This is a genomic window from Flavobacterium sp. RSB2_4_14 (assembly GCF_051547085.1).
Lineage (GTDB): Bacteria > Bacteroidota > Bacteroidia > Flavobacteriales > Flavobacteriaceae > Flavobacterium.
Map to the genome: position 1 here is coordinate 21,909 of NZ_JBPTTL010000011.1, position 24,545 is coordinate 46,453.

10 protein-coding genes are annotated in these 24,545 nt (G+C 35.2%); 6 read left to right on the forward strand and 4 right to left on the reverse strand.

The genetic code is table 11. The annotated features are described in order from the left end of the window. Positions 1-19: 19 nt before the first annotated feature. Positions 20-6,277: a beta strand repeat-containing protein gene (locus tag ACSVH2_RS13935; RefSeq protein ID WP_438093793.1), complete on the reverse strand. Its 6,258-nt coding sequence runs from the start codon at positions 6,275-6,277 to the stop codon at positions 20-22. Positions 6,278-7,101: 824 nt separating this feature from the next. Continuing rightward, positions 7,102-11,169 carry a PA domain-containing protein gene (locus ACSVH2_RS13940; protein ID WP_438093794.1) on the reverse strand — a complete coding sequence of 1,356 codons (4,068 nt, stop codon included), beginning with the start codon at positions 11,167-11,169 and terminating at the stop codon, positions 7,102-7,104. 684 nt (positions 11,170-11,853) lie between these two features. Here ACSVH2_RS13940 and ACSVH2_RS13945 point away from each other — a divergent pair. Beyond that, positions 11,854-12,237 (forward strand): HU family DNA-binding protein, encoded by a 384-nt coding sequence (locus ACSVH2_RS13945; protein WP_438093795.1) that lies wholly within the window; start codon positions 11,854-11,856, stop codon positions 12,235-12,237. An 85-nt stretch (positions 12,238-12,322) separates the two neighbouring features. Here the strand turns inward: ACSVH2_RS13945 and ACSVH2_RS13950 are convergent, their stop codons facing one another. Continuing rightward, positions 12,323-13,606 (reverse strand): UDP-N-acetylmuramoyl-tripeptide--D-alanyl-D-alanine ligase, encoded by a 1,284-nt coding sequence (locus ACSVH2_RS13950; RefSeq protein WP_438093796.1) that lies wholly within the window; start codon positions 13,604-13,606, stop codon positions 12,323-12,325. A 68-nt stretch (positions 13,607-13,674) separates the two neighbouring features. Next, a complete protein-coding gene (gene gldJ, locus ACSVH2_RS13955) occupies positions 13,675-15,402 on the reverse strand; it encodes a gliding motility lipoprotein GldJ (RefSeq protein ID WP_438093797.1) in 1,728 nt (575 codons plus the stop codon). Between the two features lie 206 nt (positions 15,403-15,608). Here gldJ and porU point away from each other — a divergent pair, with 206 nt between their 5' ends. The 5 genes from porU (at position 15,609) to ACSVH2_RS13980 (ending at position 24,187) form a co-directional block, all read left to right on the forward strand. Then, positions 15,609-19,517 (forward strand): type IX secretion system sortase PorU, encoded by a 3,909-nt coding sequence (porU, locus tag ACSVH2_RS13960; protein WP_438093798.1) that lies wholly within the window; start codon positions 15,609-15,611, stop codon positions 19,515-19,517. A gap of 37 nt (positions 19,518-19,554) precedes the next feature. Next, entirely contained in the window at positions 19,555-20,745 is a 1,191-nt protein-coding gene (gene porV / locus ACSVH2_RS13965) for a type IX secretion system outer membrane channel protein PorV (RefSeq protein WP_438093799.1), read from the forward strand. Between the two features lie 30 nt (positions 20,746-20,775). Beyond that, positions 20,776-21,312: a cytidine deaminase gene (gene cdd / locus ACSVH2_RS13970; protein ID WP_438093802.1), complete on the forward strand. Its 537-nt coding sequence runs from the start codon at positions 20,776-20,778 to the stop codon at positions 21,310-21,312. 242 nt (positions 21,313-21,554) lie between these two features. Next, a complete protein-coding gene (pdhA, locus tag ACSVH2_RS13975; RefSeq protein WP_438093800.1) occupies positions 21,555-22,556 on the forward strand; it encodes a pyruvate dehydrogenase (acetyl-transferring) E1 component subunit alpha in 1,002 nt (333 codons plus the stop codon). A 2-nt stretch (positions 22,557-22,558) separates the two neighbouring features. Continuing rightward, on the forward strand, positions 22,559-24,187 hold the full coding sequence (locus ACSVH2_RS13980; RefSeq protein ID WP_438093801.1) for a 2-oxo acid dehydrogenase subunit E2: 1,629 nt from the start codon (positions 22,559-22,561) through the stop codon (positions 24,185-24,187). Positions 24,188-24,545 lie beyond the last annotated feature (358 nt).

The window sequence follows — 24,545 nt, forward strand, 5'->3', positions numbered from 1 at the left end:
TTATAGTTTGTTATTGTTATTAAAATGGACGTAATGATTCGATAAAATTATCGGAATTATTAAACAAGTAAGGAAAATCCGCTCCCTCAACAAATCCATCACCATTCAAATCAGTTGTTTGAAAACCTTCAAAGAAATTATCACTATCGTTGAATAAGAATGGGAAATCCCCTCCTTCAATAAATCCATCTTGATTAATATCTCCTGAATAGAAACCAAATACACCACCTAAATCTTTCATGTTATCTCCAAACGCTTTGTTAGCGGCTGTAGTAAAATCATAAGATAATGGCACAGCTCCAACCGTTTGTGTAGTAGCACTCCAGGTTTCAAGAGCATTTCTATGTTTCACAGCGATGTAGTATGAACCAGGTAAAGCTTTCATGGTTGCCGATGCATTCCCATTGGTTTGTAATGCCGCTGTTGAAGTAGCTACTAATGCATAAGGTGCAGTAGCACTTCTCAATTCAACCGTAACATCATCAACAAGTGTAGTGCTAACACCAACTCCTTGATTTGCTTTTACTGGTGTCATTAAACCACCACCTGCATAATATCCTTCGATGAATAATTTTAAATCAACTTGAGGACATCCACCAACATTTGCCACAACAGGCACTCTTGGTGTAGCACACAAATCAGAAATATTCAAATCAAAGAAGTTATTATATTCTTGATTCGATGTTGCATCAAAATTAGACGCACCTAAAGTAACACTAACCGAACCTGTTCCTACAGGAGTAACAATAGATCCAGTTGCAACTCTTGCAAGCAAATTATTGGCATTTAAACCAGAAGTTACCAAAAGTTTATAACCATTACCTGCAGGTATGTCATAGTTAAGATTCACTACGTTTGAAATGGCAGCAGAGATTGTACTTGTATTAGTAGCAGGAGTAAAAGTTACTGCATCTGTTCCTGGTACCTGAACTCCATCTTTAAACAATTTGATAGTAATTGGTGCACCAGCACCATCACCACCAGCTACTTGTCTTGGGTGCAGTTTTACCGAATTTAAACGGACATTTTTAGAAACATTTAATACAATACCTGTGAAGTTATTACCCGCAGAAGCAGTTCCCGACAATGTTCTACCAGAGGTATAAGTAGTCGTTGTTTCAGCAGCAACATAATACGTAGTAGTAGTTGCTGGCGACGATGTATAAGTAGGTGTCAATGCTAAAGGACTTCCGCCTGTTGCAGCAGCATACCAAGCAAGTGTACCTGTTGTAGCTGTAGCACTAACCGTTACTGGTGTACTTGGTGTACAAGTAATACCTGCTGTAGTAGTTCCAATAGCAGCCGAATTGCTAATAGTTATTTGAACTCCTGTAGAAGCTACAGTAACTGGACCTGAAACACACGTTACATTACATCTGTAATAGGTAGTTGCTGTTGGCACCGCTACATAAGTTGCAGCAGTTGCTCCAGAGATATTAGTGTAATTATTCACATTACTATCCGGAGAACTTTGCCATTGATAAGTAACTCCACCACCAATAGATGGGTTTTGTAAACTTAATGAAACTTGTATAGGTCCACACACTGATGAAGGGTTTTCAAATGTGAAAAATTTTAGTTCTGTTTGAGTAGTAGAACTAATTGTAGCCGGAAGTGATAACACTAAAGCCGTTCCACTAATTGAAACTACAGTGGTACCCGATTGAATACCTGCACCTGAAACCAATAATCCTGAAGTAATTAAACCATTAGAAGCATTAAGAGTTACATTAACTGAACCACTTACTATTCCATTACTGCTTGCACAGTTTTGTATTGCTCTAATTTGAGTAATTGAAAAATCAGCTAGAGTATTACCTGGATTAACTGAAGTACAATTTGCTTGATTAGCATAAGCAAAAAACCCTGTAAAGCTAGTTCCTACTAAAGGAGTAGTGGTAGCAATAACATTTGGTGTTCCTGCTGTATAGGTAACTGTATTTCCAAAAACATTATCATAAGTTCCTTGATCTGTTGACGCTTGAACAACTATATTATTTGCTGCAATAGAAGAACTTCCCAGAGAAACATTAAAGTTAGTGAAAGTACCTGCTGTACCTACTCTTTCAGCTTTCCATCTTTGAGCACTTAAATTAGTAGCATTAATGGTTGTTGAACCAGTATTAGTAGTAAATGCCTCAGCCATGAAATAGCCACCGTTTGCAACAGCTAATCCAATTGGCATATAAACTCCATTTTTACCTACTGGGAAATTACCAAAATTAGTAGATAACGATGTAGCGGAAAAACTTCTTGCATAAGGACCATCAATATGAGCAGTATTACTTAGAGCTCCACTCACATTAGGATTAGAAGATAAATCTGCGGCACCATGGTATAAAGGATAGGTAGCAGAAGTATGCACAATTCCATTATTCATTGTAAGTGAACCTGTTAATCTGAAGTTAGGGAAACTAATTGTAACTCCACTAGTGCTTGTGTTATTAACTGTTAAATTAGTTAAAGAACCAGTAGCAGTAGCCACAGTTAAATTATTATAGAAATTCCCAGACCCTGAAATAGTTTGTGGCAAGGTTGTAAAACCTGTAACCGCATTTCCAAAAGTTGTAGCTGCATTGTTAACCATAAAAAACGAACCATTATTGGTTACATTTCCTCCAAAGAACATACCACCTGTAAAATTTGTTTTCTTGAAAACACTACCCGCTGTAATAGTAAATGCATTTTGTACATTCAATATATTGACAACGTTAAAGAATCTATTCGCTCCATCTTGTGGCGCATCAATTGTCAAATTACCTAAAGAGAAAGTTCCACCACCTTGAATAAAATTACAAAGGAAACCATTAGTAGTTACCGCTCCTTTATCGGTTGATGTACTATTTCCAATTTGTAATGTATGGTTTAAACCAGACACATAATTTACTGGTGCATTATAAGCAAAAGCATAACTGTTTAAGTTACCCGCATAAAAACTCAATGCCACTGGTGCTACCATAGCTCCTGTAGTTGGAAGTGACAAGTCTAATCTCACTTGTGAACCCACAGTAGTTATAACTGAAACGGTAGTTCCTGCTGCAATACCTGTTCCAGAAACTGCTTGACCTACCGAAATTAAAGAATTGGCGGCTGGTAAAATAATAGTAGAACAGTTAGGTGAAGCCGCAGAGAAAGTAATTGTTTCAGCCGCTGTAATTGGCGATGTGGTTAATCCTGTTACAGGATTTGATAAAAACACAGTGAACGCTGAGTCACCAAATCCACTAGCAGTTTCTGTCACAGTGGTTCCTGCAGGGATTCCGTTTCCAGAAACCAATTGTCCTACAGCAATGTTTTGCCAGTTTGCTGTTGAAGTAGGGAAGTTAATCCCTTTTGCATCATTAGACATGGCAGAAAAATTCAAACTCGTCCCCGTAGGGATAAGTGCTGTTGTAGGAGTATCTAATGTAAGTGTAATTGCTGCATTAATAAATAGCGGAACATTAACATTTGTTATTCTTGTTCCTGCAGCAATTCCTGCTCCTGTAACATACTGTCCTACAGAAAAAGTATTGGCACGGTTAAGACCAGCCATAGATATTACTGTTGTACCCGATGCTGCATCACCAGTTGTTGGTTTTGCAAAAGTACCAGCAATGGTAGTCATGGTGTAAGACGTAGCTGAAGTAGCAGTAGTACTGATTACATTATTAATCAATGGATCTACAATAGTAATTTTACCACCAGTTAAATTCAAGTTTGAAGTATCTAATTTTAATGAAGAACCACCTTGACCTACACTTGTTGATGCATCACCAGCATTGTTACTATCAATAATGACATCACCACTTGTGTGGTTGAATGTACTTCCTAGTTTATGATAAACCGCACCATTTACTACCAATGTACCTCCAGAAACAGTATTTGTTCCAAAGTTGGTGAAGATGGCGTTATTGTTAGTACAACCCACTGTTAAAGTACCTCCAGCGTTAACCAAAGTACCACCAGCGTTGATTGTTATACCTGCAACACCTGTTGCAGGAGTAGCACTTACTGTAATAGTATGACCTGCAGCAATAGTAACTACATCACCACAAGCAGGTACTCCACTTGGAGACCATGTTGCTGGAGTATTCCAATCACCTGAAGCAACTACAGATGTTCTAGTAGTAGCTGGTTGTATAGAAGTTGTAGCAGCACCTACATAAAGTGGCCCTGCAGTTATATTTGCTAAGGTTAACCCTGATCTAGCTATAAATGGAGTAGTTGTTCCATTAATATGTGCTCCAGCTAATGGCCCAGAAGCATAAACAATTCTTGAATTACCATCATTTGGTGCAAAAGCACCTGTAGCATATAGACCCAAAGAATAAGCATTAGTACTACTTGTATAAGTAAACAAAGGTGCAGTACTAAGTGTATTATCTATTCTACTATCTGGAGTAGCAACAGACCAACTTCCGTCATAACGGCTTCCCACAGTAATTCCATCAACAATTGAAGCAATACTCATTGTAGTAGCATCAGTATAAGTAACTGCTAACTCTCCCGCAACTGTAGCTGCAGAAGAAATAAGATAAGCCCATCTGTTTTGTCCAGTAGCACTTAAAAAAGGATACAATGCTGTACCGTTTGGATTGTAGTCAATTCCAGCATCGATAGCAGCACCAGTAGCACTTGTAGTATACCATTTCGAAACCGTTCCACCAATGAAACCAGTTCCAAGATTACATGCTAAGTTTGTACCAAGCGCTCCAAAATTTCCAAGGATTATTTTATTACTACCAAGAGCAATTCTACCACTTGTTAGCGTTAATTTACTTTTAATTCTAACATTGTTTAGTTGCCAATTGATATTAGGAGTAGCCGTACTAGTATTAGTAACGGTTAATTGATTGATAATTCCAAAAGTATTACTAGAAGTATTCAATTTTGAAGTTCCTCCTAAAAAGCTACTACCATCTGTAGAAATAGTTTGTAGTGTTGTTCCATTTAAAACTAATTCTCCAAAACCAGCAGATGTATTTCCAAAAGTAACATCTAAGCGTCCAGCACTAGTATAACTAATATCGTGTCCTACTTTTAATAATTTACCATTACCATTTGGTGTAGTTGTTACACCAATAGGCTCAAATACATTAAATTGAGCTCCTGACCCAGAAATTCCTAAGTCATTGTTTATAGTGAATTGGTCAGAGAAAAATCCAAATTGAATTCTTGCATTAGTACCCGCAACAAAAACATTTTCAGCACCAAAATTAACTCTACCGTCAATGGTAATTAAATGATTTGCATTAACAACAATATCATCTGCTGGAGAAGGCACATATCCTTCAGACCAAGTTGATGCTTCTGTTAAAAGTCCTGTTTTAGCAGAATTAAGAGTTTGCCCACCAGCTCTTGAAACCAATGAAATATTATCAATAGCCAATGGAGGATTTGTTCCACCACCAATACTATTTGACCATACAAAAACTAATCTAAAAGAAGTTCCTGTTGCAAAACTTGGAGGTATAAATCCTGTTGCCGTTTGTGTAGTAGTATTTGTATTTGATAAAACAATAGGAGTTGCACCTGTAAGAACTATTGGTAATGTAGTTTGAGCATCAGTACCAACTGGTATGTAACTTGTTGGTACAGCAAAAACTTGCCAAGTATTAGCTCCTGATTTCCAATCAAATTTCAACATCATGTTGGTTTGACCTACTGTAGTTGGAACGTCTGTGTAGAAAAACACCGTTCTGGCTCCAAAGCCTTGAGCGGCATTTGTAACACCATTGTCATTTGACACATAAGCTGATCTACCTGAAATGTTAGCCGCTAGTGCTCCAAAAGTTAGTGTTATATTCGAAGCCGCTGCTCCGTTTGTAGTTGGTTGTGTCAATAATAATGTAGTACCACTAATATTCGACACATAAGTATTGGCAGCAATATTTGTTCCAGTAACTAATTGCCCAATAGCAATATTAGTATTTACTGCAGGCAAAGTAACCGAATAGGATACTGCGGGTAAAGTTGCTACTGTAGAAGTTGTGCTAGGACTAGTATCAGAAACAGCGTTTCCTAAAGCCCATTTAATTTGACCACTGCCTTCATTAGCAACAGTCCATCCATTAGCAGCAAATGTTGAACCAGTACTAAAAGTACCATCCGCAACACTAGAACCTCCAATAGAATTTCCAATCCGTGTGGTTTGTGCTTGTATGCCAGTTACAGCAAACAACAACATCAAAACCACTGACACAAAACTCGTTGGTTTTGCTTTTAGTCCATCATGCCTTACGGATAAAACCGAAGGATGCCACAAAGAACTTTTTAAAGTGTAATTGATAAACATAATTAAATTGTGTTAGTTAATAATTTTTTATGAGGATGTAAAAATATATTTAATCACTATACCATATATAGTATATACTTTCTAATTTATTGAATTTTAAAAGAATTTATGGACTTTAATTCATTCTAAAAGTCAAGCTACATAAGGAAAGTTATGAAATATTAGTTATTATTCGTCATTTTTTTTATTGTTAAAAATTTGGTAAAAAAAACATACAAATTGGAACGAAAACGTTTTCTTTTATTTGAAAAAGCATTTAAATTAAAGAATTTAGAAAAGGCTATAATTATAAAATAACTTACAGTTAAACTGTTTATCAAAGGGTTGCGTTAAATTGATACTCCATAACTATACATAACATTTACGACACCAAAACTATTAAATAGTTAATGATAGGATTGGCTTATAGTTTACAAATCGTAAAATAAATGACTCAAATTTTATACTTTATTTAACCACACAAATCTGTCTGCCTACAGGCAAAAACATAGAAAGAAAGACTAGGATAGCCTATTAGCTGTTTTTTGCTGAGATTCCTCTTTCGTCCCAAAAGACGAGACGGAATGACAAGAATATGAAAATTATTTCTCAACTTAATGACATTGATTGCTTGGGTCTTGGGTTGATATAGCTATGGAATTCTCAAATTAAGTGAAACGTCTTTCATAATTTACAAAACCTATGTTCCTATGTGGTTAAGTTTTTTTTTATAAATTACACCCAAAGGGTTTAAATTAAACTCAATTAAAAAAAATAAAAAAACCACCAACTTTCGTTGATGGTTTCTTGCATTAATCTGAAAATCCCAATTCAAATCAAAAAAACTACTCTTTCTTAACCACTTTTATAATTTTAGATTTAGCATCAGCTTCTACTCTAATTAAATAAGTTGCTGATGGATATGATGATAAATCAACCGTTACTTGTAATTCGTTTGATTTATTTTCTTGAAGTACTTGACCCAATAAATTCATAACCGTAACTTTAGTTATAGCGTTTGAATATGCAATGTTAACTATACTAGAAGTAGGGTTTGGATAAAACCTGAAATTCTCATTATTAAATCCATCAATACCAAGCGCCACAGTAACGGTTACCCCAAATGGTGTGCTACGACATCCTCCTGTTACATTTACAGCCCAATAAGTTGTTCCATCTGTTAGTACTGTTGTAGAAGGCAATTCATTTGTTCCTGCTTGAGCATCGGATAAAGAGCCATACCATAAAACAGCTGCTGGACTCACCACTAGATTAGCAATAGTAGCATCATTCAAGTTGACAACATTAAATGTTTGTGTTGCACTTCCTGTTGGTGTAGGAGATGTATTTACCGTTAAATTCAACGTAGCTGTATTACAACCTGTAACAACAGTTACACCAGATTGCGCTGTAGTATAGGTTATACCATTCGCTGGCCATGTGTATGAGTCACCTTGACAAATAGAAGTTGTAACGCTTCCGTTTGTAGTTGCTGGATTGATGGTTAAATTCAACGTAGCTGTATTACAACCAGTAACAACAGTTACACCAGATTGCGCTGTAGTATACGTTACTCCATTCGCTGGCCATGTATATGAATCACCTTGACATATTGAAGTTGTCACACTTCCGTTTGTAGTTGCAGGATTGATGGTTAAAACCCCGCTGTTATTTGAAGTACCATTCCAAAATCCATTGTTGGTTCCTCCATATTGCCATTCAGTACAAGCACTTAGTTTATATCTGAAAGTGTAGTAATATGTTCCAGCAACCAATGAATTACTAGTAGTAAATTGGTACTCATCATTATTTCCTACTTGAACATTGAATGTAGCTGGTGACCAGTTTGTCCATGTATTAGGATTTGTATTGGCAGGATTTAAACCAAACTCAACAGTAATTCCTGCACCTTGCCCAGCTGCTTCTGTTATTCCTTGTTCATACACTTGTCCGTAGGCAGTCATTGTTCCTCCTTGACAAATAGTTTCAGTAGCTGGGAATTGAAGATTAGCAAAATCAATAGCATTAACTGTAATAGTCATTGTAGCATTACCAATACATTGCCCTGCAACTGGAGTTGGCGTAAATGTATAGGTAGTAGTAGCTGTATTATTCAAAGCAGGAGACCATGTACCGGCAATTCCATTGTTAGACGTAGTTGGTAAAGGACTTAATGTTCCTCCACTACAAATTGGGTCAACTTGTGTAAAAGTTGGAACTGTAAGTGGTGTAACTGGAACATTTACTGCCTGTAAAGTTGAACAACCAGTTAGTGTATTTGTTACAGTAACAGAGAAGTTAGTATCTACATTTAATACTCCCGTATTAGTTGTTTGGGTTAATGAACCATTTGACCAAACATAGGATAAAGGTGGTGCAGGTGAAAGTGTAACTGCAACTTCATTTGCCGTCATGGAAGCTATAAGTGCCAAACCGTCGGCTTGTGTAATACCATAAACAGGAATTGTAACTCCGGGTGCAGCTCCACCTATATTTAATGCACCAGTAGTATTATTATAAATGATTACACCAATAGCACCTGCATCTTGTGCATTTTGAGCTTTTATGGCAAAGGAACAAGTGCCTCTTTGAATCAAAGCTATTTTACCTGCAAATAAACCAGGGGTAAAAGCGGCACAAGCATTGTTAGGTGCAAGAGCTAATATACCACTTAAAGGACTTGTTACTGGCACACCAAAGGCAGCAACTGTCATGTTTAAACTTTGACTAACCGCACTTGCGTTAACAAAATTAACCGTTGGTGTAAAATTAGTAACTAGAGCTGTTAAAACGGTACTAGTTCCAACACAAACTGGGAAAGGATTAGCGCCAAAAGTAACTATTGGATTTGGGTTTACCACAATAGTCATAGTGGCTGTAGTGGCACACTGACCAGAATCTGGTGTGAAAGTATAGGTAGTTGTCACTGTATTGTCTAATGCTGGTGACCAAGTACCTGTAATACCATTATTTGAAATAGTAGGCAATGCACTTAATGTACTTCCGCTACAAATTGGAGCTACTTGTGTAAATGTTGGTGTAACATTTGGATTTACTGTTAAAACACCGCTGTTATTTGAAATACCATTCCAAAATCCATTGTTTGTTCCTCCATATTGCCACGCAGTACATGAACTTAGTTTGTATCTAAATGTATAATAATAGGTTCCAGCTACTAATGTATTACTAGTAGTAAATTGATACTCATCATTATTTCCTACTTGTACGTTGAATGTAGCTGGTGACCAGTTTGTCCATGTATTAGGATTAGTATTGGTAGTGTTTAAACCAAATTCAACATCTATACCTACTCCTTGCCCTGCGGCTTCTGTAATTCCCTGCTCATAAACTTGTCCATAAGCAGTTAACGTTCCACCTTGACATATAGCTGCCGTAGTTGGGAATTGAAGATTTGCAAAATCAATACCATTAACCGTTAAATTTAATGTAGCCGTATTACATCCAGTAACAACAGTTACACCAGACTGTGCTGTAGTATAGGTTACTCCATTAGCTGGCCATGTATATGATTCTCCTTGACAAATTGAAGTAGTTACACTTCCGTTTGTGGTTAGTGGTGTAACCGTTAAATTCAACGTAGCAGTATTACAACCTGTTACTACAGTTACTCCCGATTGCTCAGTAGTATAGGTTACACCATTAGCTGGCCATGTATATGAGTCACCCTGACAAATTGAAGTAGTAACACTTCCGTTAGTAGTTAATGGAGTAACCGTTAAGTTCAAAGTAGCCGTATTACAACCAGTAACAACGGTTAGACCTGACTGTGATGTGGTGTAAGTTATGCCATTGGCTGGCCAAGTATAAGAGTCACCTTGACATATAGAAGTAGTTACACTGCCATTTGTAGTTGCAGGTGTTATTGTTAAATCCAAAGTTTCATTGACAGTACATCCACTTCCATTAGTAGAAGTACCAGTATAAATTCCACCAACTGTATAGGTCAAACCTGTTACAGACCAAGTGTAGCTGCCGCAAGCTGAAATAGTGGTTGTGTTAGTTAATGCTGAAGTTGGCCCGCCAATAGTAAAAGGAACTGTAACATCAGGACATCCTGCGTTTGAAACAACTACTGAATAAGTTCCAGCAGCCAAACCTGTGATCGTAAATTCACCAGCCACTAAAGTAGCTGACTGTGAAGTACCACCATTAATAGTATAAGTTATGGCAGCAACACTAGGTGTTAATGCAGACATTGTAATCTTAGCAGAACCATCATTACCTCCAAAACAAGTTACTGGTGTAGTAGTAGCTGAGCCAATTGTAGCACAGTCTTGTGTTCCAGCATTTAAAGGTAAAGATAATGGACTAGCTGATGTAAAACCTAATACTAATGCTCCTGCTATTGGCGCAGTTGTTGTGTAAGTAGTTGCCGGAGTAGTCGCCCCGTATGGATAACCAAATACAGCTGAATTTGTTTTCCCTGTTGCTAATACATTTTGCAGCCATAAACTAGCATTACTACCAGTAGCCCATGCAACAGTATTAGTAATCTTATAAGTTCCAAGAATAAATGTAGTTCCTTGTATCATGTCTACCCCATTTGCTCCTGACAGAGCTTGTAAAGACAATCGGACATGTCCAGGTGTCGCAACTCCGGGTGTTGGAATAACCATAGCAGCTAATTCAGGACTCTTAGAATTTGGAACATAAGCTGCAGAAATAGTACCTCCATTTAAAATAGCAGTATCAAAATTAATTCCCGCTTGATAACCTCCAAATCTCTCACCACTAGAACTAGATGCTGTAATCGTTAACGTGACATCTATAGTTCTGTCTGTTGGAGCCGTTGCAGTCATGCCCATGGTAAATTTAGTTTGAGCAAATCCTGTTAAGGACAACACAAACAAAAGAAGGGTTAGCATTTTTTTGTTTAAAGTACTTTTTTTCATATTTTAAGGATTGTATTAATTTAGGTTAGAAATAATCTTGTGAAACTCATTAACAAAAGTACATCGTTTTATTTATGAACTACATAAAAAGTAAAAAATAATATCTTTTAGTATGCATGATCCACTGAATAGATGAACATACTAATGATTAAAGCAAAATAATTTTAATAAACAAAAGTAATATTATAAATTTTTTCAACGAAAAAATGTATTTAAAAATTACTGAATTTCAATAAGCTTTTGCGACACTATAATAGGAATTTTAAAACCTTAGTCAAATTGTATCTTTACTATTTAACCAGCTGTGAGTAAATAAATAAACTGTTCTAAAAATCATTTTTTAGATTAAAAAGGAATACGATACTAGCAAAATGTTAGCCTTTTTAAAATCTTCGGGAATAGAAGATGTTTTTTTAATCTAGATAGACTACGCTGAATTAAGGGATAACTGGATATGACAAATTGCTAATAATTAAGTACAAAATTACTCCTACTAGTTTAAAATTAGTTTATACGTACTCAAAATTAGATTTATAATGAAAATAATTTCATTTAGTCATTATGCATTCTATAAAGATATACATATTTTAAATTAAAGATGTATAGAATTTTATAAAAAGATATACATTAATTGCAAATTATTTGTACATCTTTTTATATATTTGTCATTATTAAATTATTTTTATGTCAGTACAATTTAAAATGATACCCAAACAAAATAGTTTAGTGTCACCACCAGAAATAAAATATTATCCATGCGCAGTTAATAAAGGTGAAGCAACATTGAATGACTTAGCTAAAATCATAGCAAGTCGTTCTACTATCAGCAAAGCGGATTGCTATGGGGTAATTATTGGTCTGAGTGAAGTGATTAGTGAAGCTTTAGCTGATGGAAAAATAGTGCGAATTGATAATTTGGGGTCATTTCAACTTAGACTTCATGGTATTGCAGCGGAAACAGAAGAAGTTTTAGGCAAGAGCAACATTAAAGAAGCAAAAATAAGCTATAAACCATCAAAAGAGTTAAAACAAAAACTAAGACATATCAACTATAAGAGAATACGATAACGAATAAAATATCTTAATTTGCTTATTTGTCTTTTTTGAAACAGAAGCCTATCTACAATCTTTCTGTAAAATCGTTATTTATTAATTAAATATATTCCAAAGTTCGTTCCAAAGCCATTCCTCGAGAACCTTTTATAAGAAGTGTTTTATGCTCTAATTTAACTAATGAGAGGTACTTGGCGAAATCTTCAAAACTATTATAGAAATGAAAATTATCGTTTTGAATGCTGTTAGCAAAAAAATCTTTGCCTACAAAATGACATTCAAAACTGTTGTTTTTATTTAAAAAATCAACTATTAACTTATGTTCTGTCAAACTTTCTTCACCAAGTTCATACATATCACCAATAATAACCACTTTATTACTTTTATCTAATTGTATAAAGTTTTCCAAGGCTACCTTCATACTGCTGGGATTGGCATTGTAAGCATCCAAAATAATTTCGTTAGTTCCTTTAGTTAATAACTGTGAGCGATTGTTTTCGGGCACATAGCTTTCAATGGCTGTTTTAATATCGTTTGGTAACACATCAAAATGATTTCCAATTGTGATTGCTGCATTGATGTTAGTTGCATTATACAAACCTATTAAATGAGAATTGATTTCTACTCCCATTGTTTTAATTTTCACAAATGGATTTGCCGTAACGTTTTCAATAAAAACAGTAGCGTCTTTATCTTTCTGACTAAACGTAATTCTTTTAAATTCAGAAGTTTTTGTATTTTGAATTTCATCATCTAGATTTACAAAAACAGACTTATTATTTTCTTTTAGAAAAGTGTACATTTCACTTTTCCCCTTAATTACGCCTTCCACTCCACCAAATCCTTCAAGATGTGCTTTACCAAAATTAGTTATATAACCATAATCGGGTTGCGCAATTTCACATAAAAACTCAATCTCTTTTTGATGATTGGCGCCCATTTCTACAATTCCAATTTCAGTTTGGTCTGTAAAAGACAATAAAGTTAAAGGAACACCTATGTGGTTATTGAGATTGCCAATTGTTGCTTTCGTTTTATACTTTTTGGATAAAACTACATTGATGAGTTCTTTGGTAGTGGTTTTACCATTACTTCCTGTCAATGCTATTATGGGTAACTTTAAGTAGTTCCTATGAAATTTAGCCAAACTTTGAAGGGTAACCAAGCTGTTCTCTACTAAAATTGTTCTTTCATCTATATAATAGTCTGGATTATCAATTACAACATAACTAGCTCCTTTTTCTAATGCCTCTTTGGCAAAAGTATTGGCATCAAAACGATCACCTTTTATGGCTACAAAAAAAGAGTTATTCTCAATATTTCTGGTGTCAATTGAAACTTTAGTACAAGTTAAAAACAACTTATGTATGTTTTGAATGGTCATATCAAAATAATTTATAATAAAAAAGCCCTTAAAAATAGGGCTTTTTTATTGGTATTCAAAAACTAAAATTAGTTTCTAGCTCTCTTCTTTTTATCTGCTTTAGGCCCTACTCTAGACATTGCACATCTGAAACCAATGAAATCTGTTGCGATGTCTTGAGGGAAATATCTTCTTTGTGCTGGATCTAACCAGTAAGCTCTATCTCTCCACGAACCTCCTTTATATACTCTAACATCGTCGTTTATCAAAGTGGTTCTTTTGTTTGACTTATCATATTTCTTAATCATATTCCCTAAACTATCGGTAGAAACGTTATGTTTTGGAGAATCATACATTCTTTGATCGTCTTTCATTTTACCTTTTTCATCTCCTTCTTCTGAAGAACCAAATTTGAAGTATCTTGTAGATTGTTTATCACCATCACGGTAATTTCTATTATCAGACTTATCAAAATTTTGTCTTAAATAAGTTTCTTTATCGTCAACTGGTACTTGTGCAATTTGACCTGGGAAGTTTCTTGATATGATTTTACCGTTAGATAAAGTATCAAATTGTTGTGTTTCGGCAGTAACTAATTCTACTTTACCATCTTCGCCTATTTTATCTTTCATATAAACGTTACCTCTGTAGTAGTTGAAATCATTTGCTTCATCATCAACCACTGGTCTGTATACGTCGGCAACCCATTCAGCTACATTTCCTGCCATATCATACAATCCAAAATCATTTGGAGGATATGATTTTACTTTATTTGTAATATCTGCACCATCGTCAGACCAACCAGCCAATCCACCATAATCTCCTTTACCTTGCTTAAAGTTGGCCAATTGATCACCACGAACTTGTCTTTTACCTGAACGTGTGTATGAACCTGACCAAGGATATTTCTTTTGTCCTTTATAAGCATTGTATTCTCTTTGTCCTACGTCAGCTGCAGCGGCGTATTCCCATTCTGCTTCTGTTGGTAATCTGTATTCTGGTAATATTAAACCAGATGTTCTTTGAGCATATACATTTTTAGCACTATTCCCAGCAGTATTATTTGCACCTGCTGCTGCGCCATTCTTACTTGGTTTTGCTGCTCCTCTTCCTTGTCCTTTTTGTAAAACAATTGCTTGGTCACCACCCATAGCGGTTGACGGTGAAGCTAAATAAGCCTCAGTACTGAAAACTTTATCAGCACTAACATCAGTAACTTTAGCATCTTTTTTCAAATAACGTTGCTCTTCAAGAATTTTTTCGTTTACACGATCTGTTCTCCATTTAGCAAATTCTGTTGCTTGAATCCAGTTAACTCCTACTACTGGATATTCAGCATAGGCTGGATGTCTCAAGTAATTATTAGTCATTGTTTCGTTGTAACCTAATCTATTTCTCCATACTAAAGTGTCTGGGGATGCACCTTCGTATATGTTTTTGTAATTTTCTTGATCTGGTGGAAAAACAGTTTTTAACCAATTTAAGTACTCCATGTACATCATATTAGTTACTTCTGTTTCGTCCATGTAAAAGGACATAACGTGTTGTTGATTTGGCGTATTGTTCCAATCATGCATTACATCGTCAGCAACTTTACCCATGGTGAAAGTTCCACCTTCAACCATAACTAAACCTGGACCAGTAGCTTGTTTTTTAAACTTAGAAGCGTATTGAAAACCACCTTTTTTATCATTGATTTTCCATCCAGTAGCTTTAGAACCACCTTTTGAGTCGGATTTTTTACTACAACTAGTAAAACCAACAATTATCACTAGGGATAGCAATAATTTAAGAGCAATAATTTTGTTTACTTTCATAATATTAGTAGGTATAATTTTAGCGGTGCAATATAATAATTTACCTTTAAACTGCAACATATTTTTTAAATTAATAGTAAATTTGGCCTTTTTACAGGCTTTAATACATAACGCAAAATTAATTCTTTTATTGTATTTTGACTTAAAAAAATATTTTTTTTGCCTTAATTATACTAATTTAACCAATTCTACGTTTAATGTTAACTATGAAAAAGATTTTTACTGTTATACTATTAGTATTAAACATTTCTTTGGCTATTTCTCAAGAGCAAGGAAGTGTTGTAATAAATTGGACAGACAAAAAAGAATTATCCTATGGTACTTATTCCTATTTAGTCCCGCAATTTAATGTTGAACATTATCAGTTCGACACCTACAGTAAAACTTTAAAATATTCTTTACAAATTAAACTAAACAATTTAGTAAATGAAAACGGACTTCAGATAAGTAATATTGTTTTTGAACCTATTTCTGAAAACCAATTGGGAGATTTATCCATAAAAAACATCCCAACTGAGCTAAAATACTCGTTAAAAAATTCAATTGCTCGTGATTTATATTATGGACAAATAACTATTTCTCCCATCATAAAAGAAGGGAATACTTTTAAAAAACTAGTTTCTTTTAGTTATTCTATCGAGCAAAATATAGCTAATAGAAATCAGGCATTATCAAATAATAATGTAACTGCTGTTGAAAATTCCGTTTTGAGTTCTGGAAATTGGTATCGTTTTTACGTGGAGAAATCTGGTGTTTATAAAATATCTAAAAGTTTTCTTCAGAGTTTGGGATTAGAAACTAACGTTGATCCCAGAAAAATTAAAATTTATGGCAATGGTGGCAGAATGGTTCCACTTTTAAACTCAACGCCATATCCAATGGATTTAGAAGAAAACGCCATTCAATTCATTGGAGAAAACGATGGTGTTTTTGATAGCCAAGATTATATTCTTTTTTATGCTGAAGGTGTTGACAATTGGAACGAAGAAAACAAAACCAATATAAATCTTTACGCCAACAAATCGTATTATTATGTAACCGCAGCAGGAAATACTGGAAAGAGAATAACTGATATGGTTCAACCAACAGGAAGTGCCACAACAACATTTACTACATTTGATGATTATCAGTTTAACGAAGTTGACGAAGTTAACATAGCAAAATTAGGTAGAGTTTGGTTTGGAGAACAATTTAGTTTTGATAATGAGCAAGAATTCAAATTTAAATTTCCAAATATTGTAACTACATCTCCTATTCAAGTTTCGGTGCATGCTGCTGCTAGTGCCTTTGCGCAAACCAATCTTAAAATTGAAGCCAACAGCCAATTAGTAGGCAATATTGCTTTTAATGCATTATCAGTAAATGGTGGTTATCTTGCCTTTGATGGCTCTTTGACTGCAACTGCTAATATCTCCTCAGAAGATGTGACTATCAAAGTTACTTATGACAATGGCGGTGTTCCCAATTCTAAGGGATATCTTGATTATATCAACATCAAAGCAAAAAGAAATCTTCAAGGCTACAACAAGCAATTTAGATTTCAAAACGATCAAACTAATTCATTAATAGGTATTGGAGAATACCAATTATCGAATGCATCCTCTATAAATCAGGTTTGGGACATCACCGATATATATAATGTAACCAAGGTTGAAAATACAAATCAGAATACTTTTTCTTTTAAATCAACTCTAGGTGAAGTTAGAAAATACATTGCTGTTGCCAATACCGATTATTTTTCTCCCTTAAAAGAATCCAAATCAAAAGTGGAAAATCAAAACCTTAAAGGGACAATTTTTAGCAATGCGCAAGGACAATTTCAAGATGTAGATTACTTAATTATAACTCCAAAATCACTCAACACTCAAGCCGAAAAACTTGCCAACTTTCATCGAAATTATTCTGGCTTAGTGGTGAAAGTGGTGAATTTAGAAACTATTTATCCTGAATTTTCATCAGGAAAACAAGATATTGGCGCCATCAGAAACTTTGTAAAATATGTTTATTCCAATGCTTCTTCAGAAAATAAACGAGTGAAGTATCTTAACCTCTTTGGCGATGCGTCTTATGATTTTAAAGATAGAATTGCAGACAACACTAATATAGTTCCTATTTATCAAGCTTTAAATAGTTATTCTGAAGGAGAAACCTCATTTGCCACAGATGATTTCTATGGATTGATGGATGCTAATGAAGGAAGAATAGACTCGGCTACTTATCCGGCAAATGGTAGCGCTAATTTCTCTTATAATTTTAGTGGAGTTGACATAGCAATTGGAAGAATGATCGTAACATCTTCTCAACAAGCGGAAGAAATGATAAATAAAGTGATTGAATATCACGATATAAAATCATACGGAAGTTGGAGAAACAATTATGTGTGTATTGGTGATGATCCTAATCCAGAAAAACCAAGTGACAATCAATTACAGTATTACCAAAATAGACTGGCAGACAGAATAAATTTAGAAAAGCCATTTATTAATATTGAAAAAATACTTACAGACTCGTTTGTACAAGTAACTGCAGCTGGAGGAAAACGATACCCAACAGTTCGAGAAGAAATCATAGCTTCATTTGAAAAAGGCGCATTAGTATTTAATTACTTAGGTCATGGTGGTGAAGATGGATTAGCAGAAGAACGCATTTGGGAAAAATCAGACGGTCAAAATTTGAGTAATCGATATAAATACCCTTTATTCATAACTATAACTTGTGACTTTTCACGATTTGACAACCCTTTTAGACCTACGGCCGGAGAATTTGCCTATTTAAACCCTAAAGGTGGCGCTATTTCAATGATTACTACTGTTCGTTCAATAGGCCAATCCACTGCGCAATACTTTAACGATGATCTAGCCGAAAAACTTTTTTCGTATGGAAGTGACACCTATTTTTCAATTGCAGAGTCTTTACGATTAGCTAAAAATTTAGGTCCAAATTCTGCTACAAACATTGTTGTTTGTTTAGGTGATCCAGCATTAATGCTTGCCATTCCAAAGCCAAAAATTGTATTGACAAAAGTGAATGATGCTCCAATTACAGGGCCAATAGAAGATTTTCAATCACTTGATTTGGTAAAGCTGACTGGAGAAATACTCGATTCAAACAATAATATAATGCCTAGCTACAATGGAGAATTGTCTGTAAATATTTTTGATAAAAATGTTATTGTGAATACGCTGAGAAACGATAATGCTGATGCAGTTATTAATGATCAATTACAAACTGCGCCAACTATGAGTTTTACAAAGTTAGGTGAAACCATTTTTAGAGGAAACGCTTCTGTAATCAACGGTAGATTTGAATTTAGTTTTGTGGTTCCTAGAGATATTAGAATTCCTGTTGGCAATGGACGTATCAGTTTTTATACCAAAAGAAACCAACTGCTTTTAGACAAAACAGGATACAACACTGACATTAAAATAGGAGGAATAAATACTACGGCTGTAGCAGATAATATTGGTCCTACCGTAAAACTATATATGAATGACGAAACCTTTGTCAATGGTGGTATAACTAATGAGTCTCCATTCTTTCTTGCGGTACTTGAAGACGAAAACGGTATAAATACTGCAAGTGGTATTGGGCATGATATTTTAGGTATTCTTGATGGCGACGAAAGTAATCCCTACATCATGAATGATTATTATGAAACTGAATTAGATGATTATACCAAAGGAAGAGTATATTTTCCGTTTAGGAATTTAGCACCAGGATTGCACACCATTACATTCAAAGCATGGGATGTTTACAACAATCCTATCACTGCCGAAATCCAATTTGTGGTTGTTGGCGATGAAAGCGTAACGCTAAAAAATGTTTTGAATTATCCAAATCCATTTGTGAGCTACACCGAATTTTGGTTCTCTCACAACAGACCATTTGAACCCTTAGAAGTTCAAGTACAAGTTATGACTATTACAGGTAAAATTGTTTGGACCAAAAACCAAACCGTAACAACTGAAGGTTTTCTTTCAAGAGAAATTACTTGGGATGGTAAAGATGATTTTGGCGACCGAATTGGAAAAGGAGTTTATGTGTATAAATTGACTGTAAAGTCCACTTTAACGAATAAAAAAGCAGAAAAAATAGAAAAACTTGTAATCCTTTAGGAAAATACTATATTTGTTAACTTTTATAAAATTGAATATGAAGAAAATTGCATTATTGTTTTTATTATCTACTACTATACAATCTCTATATTCCCAAGAAGATAGCCGTGTTATTACCACAGGAGTTCCTTTTTTATTGGTTGCAGCCGATGCACGTTCTGGAGGTTTAGGCGATCAAGGTGTTGCCACAACTACCGATGCATTCTCGCAACAATGGAATCCAGCAAAATATGCTTTTGCTATTGACAAACAAGGATTTACCGCAAGTTATACTCCCTATTTAACGGATTTGGTGAATGATATTTCTTTAGGTCAAGCTACTTATTACAACAGAATAAATGAAAGAAGTGCCTTTGCAGGAAGTTTACGCTTTTTTGGTTTAGGTGAAATTGAATTAAGACAAAATGCAGATGATCCTGCTGTAGTTGTTCAACCAAGTGAAATGGCATTAGATGCATCCTATTCATTAAAATTGAGTGAGCGATTTGCCATGGCAGTTGCCGGAAGATATATTCGCTCTGCCTTAAGAATTCCAACTGGCGAAGGAGATGCAACTCCAGCGAGTTCATTTGCGGTTGATATTGCAGGTTTTTATCAAGGAGAAGAAACAGCTTATTCTGATTTTAACGGGCGATTACGACTTGGATTTAATTTCCAAAATATGGGTCCAAAAATCAATTACGATGCTGGTGCTTCAGATGATAACAGTGCCAACTTCCTTCCTGCTACAATGAGATTGGGCGGTGCTTACGACTTTATTTTTGATGATTACAACAAAATTTCTTTGAATGTTGAATTTGCTAAACTAATGGTGCCGACACCACAAAGCTCCGATTTGAATGGAGACGGTTTAATTACCACACCGGAAGAAATTGAATTAAGACAGCAAAACAATATTGAGTACAATAAAATTAACTGGGTAGCAGGAATGTTCCAATCCTTTACTGACGCACCAGATGGATTCAGCGAAGAATTAAAAGAAATTACATACTCTGTAAGTACAGAATATACCTATCAAGACGCTTTTGCACTACGTTTAGGCTATTTCCACGAAAGTCCAGATAAAGGCGCTAGAAAATTTTTTACTCTTGGAGCAGGATTTAAGTACAATGTTGTTAAAGTAGATGTGTCTTACTTATTCTCAGCATCACAAGTTAAAAATCCTCTAGAAAACACACTTCGCTTCTCGTTAACGTTTAGCTTTGGTGATAAATATGATGATTATTAATCCCTATCAAAAAACAAAAATAACATCCAAATTTCAAATCAGAAATTTGGATTTTTTTTCCTTAATAATGAAACATCCCTTCGAATGAAAGAAATAAATATTAACGCTTCATTCTCTGTTTATAGTTCTATTGATGAACTACCAGAAGAAATTCAGTCTTTAATGCTTCAAGCTATTGCCATAAGAAAAAAAGCTTACGCACCTTATTCTAAATTTAGAGTTGGAGCTGCTTTACTTTTAGACAATGAAAAAATAGTTTTAGGTTCAAATCAGGAGAACGCAGCTTATCCTTCTGGTCTTTGCGCAGAAAGAGTAGCCATTTTTCAATCTGGAGCCATTTATCCAGAAGCTAAAATTTTAAAAATGGCCATAACGGCGGCTTCAGATTCAAATGAAACAAAATCGCCAATACCTCCATGTGGCGCTTGCAGACAATCTATCTCGGAATATGAATTTAAGCAAAACACTCCTATCGAAATCTATTTTATGGGCGAAAGTGGCGAAGTTTACAAATCAGATTCAATCAAAAATTTACTACCACTAAGTTTCGATAAAAACTTCTTGTAGATTTGATATTAAGAGGAGAATGTCCAGTGGACATTCGGTAATTTTTTACTCATTTTAGGGTAAAGTAATATTTTTTTTAGCGATAGGTGCAAAGTCAAGATAATAGTTAAAAAATTACTGTTTTAAATTTTACTTCTTACTTGGAATGTTTTACTTTTGCTCTTCGCAAATTTGTGAGTGAGTGAACTATTTTGCGTTGAATGATAATTTACAACTTAATAACGCTTTATTAAAAGTAACAAATGAAAGAAGTAACAAAAGAAGTTTATTTAAAGTGGTATGAAGACATGCTACTTTGGAGAAAATTTGAAGACAAATTGGCAGCACTTTATATTCAACAAAAGGTTAGAGGTTTTCTTCACTTATATAATGGCCAAGAAGCGGTTTTAGCAGGTGCTTTACACGTAATGAACTTGGGCGGAAAAGACAAAATGATTACTGCCTATCGTAATCACGTTCAACCTATTGGAATGGGTGTTGACCCAAGAAAAGTAATGGCTGAACTTTTAGGAAAAGTAACAGGAACTTCCAAAGGAATGGGTGGTTCTATGCATATTTTTTCCAAAGAACACGGATTTTATGGAGGTCATGGTATCGTTGGAGCACAAATTCCAGTAGGTGCAGGAATGGCTTTCGCCGATAAATATTTTGAAACTGGTGGTGTAACTTTAACCTATTTTGGTGATGGTGCAGCACGTCAAGGTTCATTACATGAAGCTTTTAATATGGCGATGCTTTGGAAACTTCCAGTAGTTTTCATTTGTGAAAACAACGGATATGCTATGGGAACATCTGTTGAAAGAACAGCCAATCACACTGACATTTGGAAACTAGGTTTAGGATATGAAATGCCTTGTGGTCCTGTAGACGGAATGAATCCTGTAAAAGTAGCCGAAGCGATGCACGAAGCTATGGAAAGAGCACGTCGCGGAGACGGACCAACTTTCTTAGAAATGAAAACTTATCGTTACAGAGGACATTCTATGTCTGATGCACAATTATACCGTACTAAAGACGAAGTAGAAGAATACAAAAAAATTGACCCAATCACTCAAGTTTTGGATGTCATCAAAGAAAATAAATATGCTACCGACTCAGAAATTGAAGCAATTGACGAAAGAGTAAAAGATTTGGTAGAAGAATGTGCAACATTTGCCGAAGAATCTCCTTTCCCTGAAGCTCAACAATTGTACGATGTAGTATACGAACAAGAAAATTATCCTTTCATTCCTCACAGACTTTAATTATGGCAACAAAAATAACAATGCCGCGTTTGAGCGATACAATGACGGAAGGAACTGTAGCTACTTGGTTAAAAAAAGTAGGCGACAAAATTTCCGAAGGAGATATTTTAGCGGAAATTGAAACTGATAAAGCTACTATGGAATTTGAATCTTTCAATTCAGGTACTTTACTTTACATAGGTATTCCAGAAGGTGAAACAGCTCCTGTAGATTCTCTTCTAGCAATTATTGGAAAAGAAGGTGAAGATATTTCAGGATTAATTTCTGGTGGCGATGCAACAGCAGCAGTTTCAGAAACAAAAGTTGAAGTTTCATCTGAACCACAAACTACAAACGAAAAACCACAAACTAAAGAACTGCCAAAAGGAGTTATAGTAGTAACCATGCCACGACTAAGTGATACGATGACCGAAGGAACTGTAGCCACTTGGTTGAAAAAAGTAGGTGATGAAGTAAAAGAAGGAGATATTTTAGCCGAAATCGAAACCGATAAAGCTACTATGGAATTCGAGTCTTTCAATGCAGGAACACTTTTGTTTATTGGAATTAACGAAGGACAATCAGCTCCAGTTGATAGTGTTTTAGCCATCATCGGTCCAGCAGGAACTGACATAACAGGCATAGCCGAAAATTATAAAAAAGGCGGTGTTGCTCCGTCAGCTGCACCAGTAGCAACAGAACAAGCAGCAACTAATACTCCTGCAGCCGAATCAACAACATCAACTGATGGAAGTAGAATTTTCGCTTCTCCATTAGCCAAACAAATTGCTAAGGATAAAGGAATAAACCTATCACAAATAAAAGGTTCTGGCGAAAACGGACGTATTACAAAAAGCGATGTTGAAAACTTTACTCCATCAGCAAGTGTTTCAACTACAGTAACTCAACCACAAACTATAAACAACGAACCACAAACAACAACAGTAAAACCATTCGTTCCAGCTGGCGAAACCTTCTCAGAAGAAATCAAGAACTCGCAAATGCGTAAAACCATTGCAAAACGTCTTTCAGAGTCTATATTCACAGCTCCACATTTCTATTTAACTATTGAAGTGGGCATGGACGAAGCAATGAAATCTCGTGCAACTATCAATACCATTCCAGATACCAAAGTATCGTTCAACGATATGGTTATCAAAGCTTGTGCAATGGCATTGAAAAAACATCCAAAAGTAAACTCTCAATGGAGAGAAGACGCAATAACAATCAACTACCATGTTAATGTTGGTGTAGCCGTTGCCGTTGAAGACGGATTAGTAGTACCAGTTTTGAAATTTACTGACCAAATGAGCTTAACTCAAATAGGTGGTAACGTAAAAGACTTGGCTGGAAAAGCAAAAAGCAAAAAACTACAACCAGCCGAAATGGAAGGAAGCACATTCACAGTGTCCAACCTAGGCATGTTTGGCATTCAATCCTTTACATCAATCATCAACCAACCAAACTCTGCCATTCTCTCCGTTGGAGCCATCGAAGAAAAACCAGTAGTAAGAAACGGTCAGATAGTAGTAGGAAACACCATGACATTAACGTTAGCTTGCGACCACAGAACGGTCGATGGAGCAACAGGAGCACAATTCCTGCAAACACTAAGACAGTATTTAGAAAATCCTGTTACGATGTTGGCGTAAATAGAATTGAAATTATCTAATATAAAAATACCATTCTAATCAGAATGGTTTTTTTATACACACCTTTGTCATTGCAAGGCACGAAGCAATCGCTATCCACTAATAAGCAAACAACACTATATAAAAAACCCGATCGCGCTGATTTGCAATCGGTGCCGAATCCACAATCATAACGCTTTAGAAATATGCCACGTCAATTTAAATATATCTCATACTGATTTAGATTTACACCATGACGGTTTAGATATATTTAATGTCAATTTAGACATATACCATGACAGTTTAGATTTATGTCATACCAGTTTAGATATATGTCAGACCCGTTTAGATATATATCATGACGGTTTAGATATATTAT

What these genes read in the sequence shown, in the direction of transcription:
- ACSVH2_RS13935 (WP_438093793.1), bottom strand. Translation starts at nt 6,277, where the DNA reads ATGTTTATCAATTACACTTTAAAAAGTTCTTTGTGGCATCCTTCGGTT.
- ACSVH2_RS13940 (WP_438093794.1), bottom strand. Translation starts at nt 11,169, where the DNA reads ATGAAAAAAAGTACTTTAAACAAAAAAATGCTAACCCTTCTTTTGTTT.
- ACSVH2_RS13945 (WP_438093795.1), top strand. Translation starts at nt 11,854, where the DNA reads ATGTCAGTACAATTTAAAATGATACCCAAACAAAATAGTTTAGTGTCA.
- ACSVH2_RS13950 (WP_438093796.1), bottom strand. Translation starts at nt 13,606, where the DNA reads ATGACCATTCAAAACATACATAAGTTGTTTTTAACTTGTACTAAAGTT.
- gldJ (WP_438093797.1), bottom strand. Translation starts at nt 15,402, where the DNA reads ATGAAAGTAAACAAAATTATTGCTCTTAAATTATTGCTATCCCTAGTG.
- porU (WP_438093798.1), top strand. Translation starts at nt 15,609, where the DNA reads ATGAAAAAGATTTTTACTGTTATACTATTAGTATTAAACATTTCTTTG.
- porV (WP_438093799.1), top strand. Translation starts at nt 19,555, where the DNA reads ATGAAGAAAATTGCATTATTGTTTTTATTATCTACTACTATACAATCT.
- pdhA (WP_438093800.1), top strand. Translation starts at nt 21,555, where the DNA reads ATGAAAGAAGTAACAAAAGAAGTTTATTTAAAGTGGTATGAAGACATG.
- ACSVH2_RS13980 (WP_438093801.1), top strand. Translation starts at nt 22,559, where the DNA reads ATGGCAACAAAAATAACAATGCCGCGTTTGAGCGATACAATGACGGAA.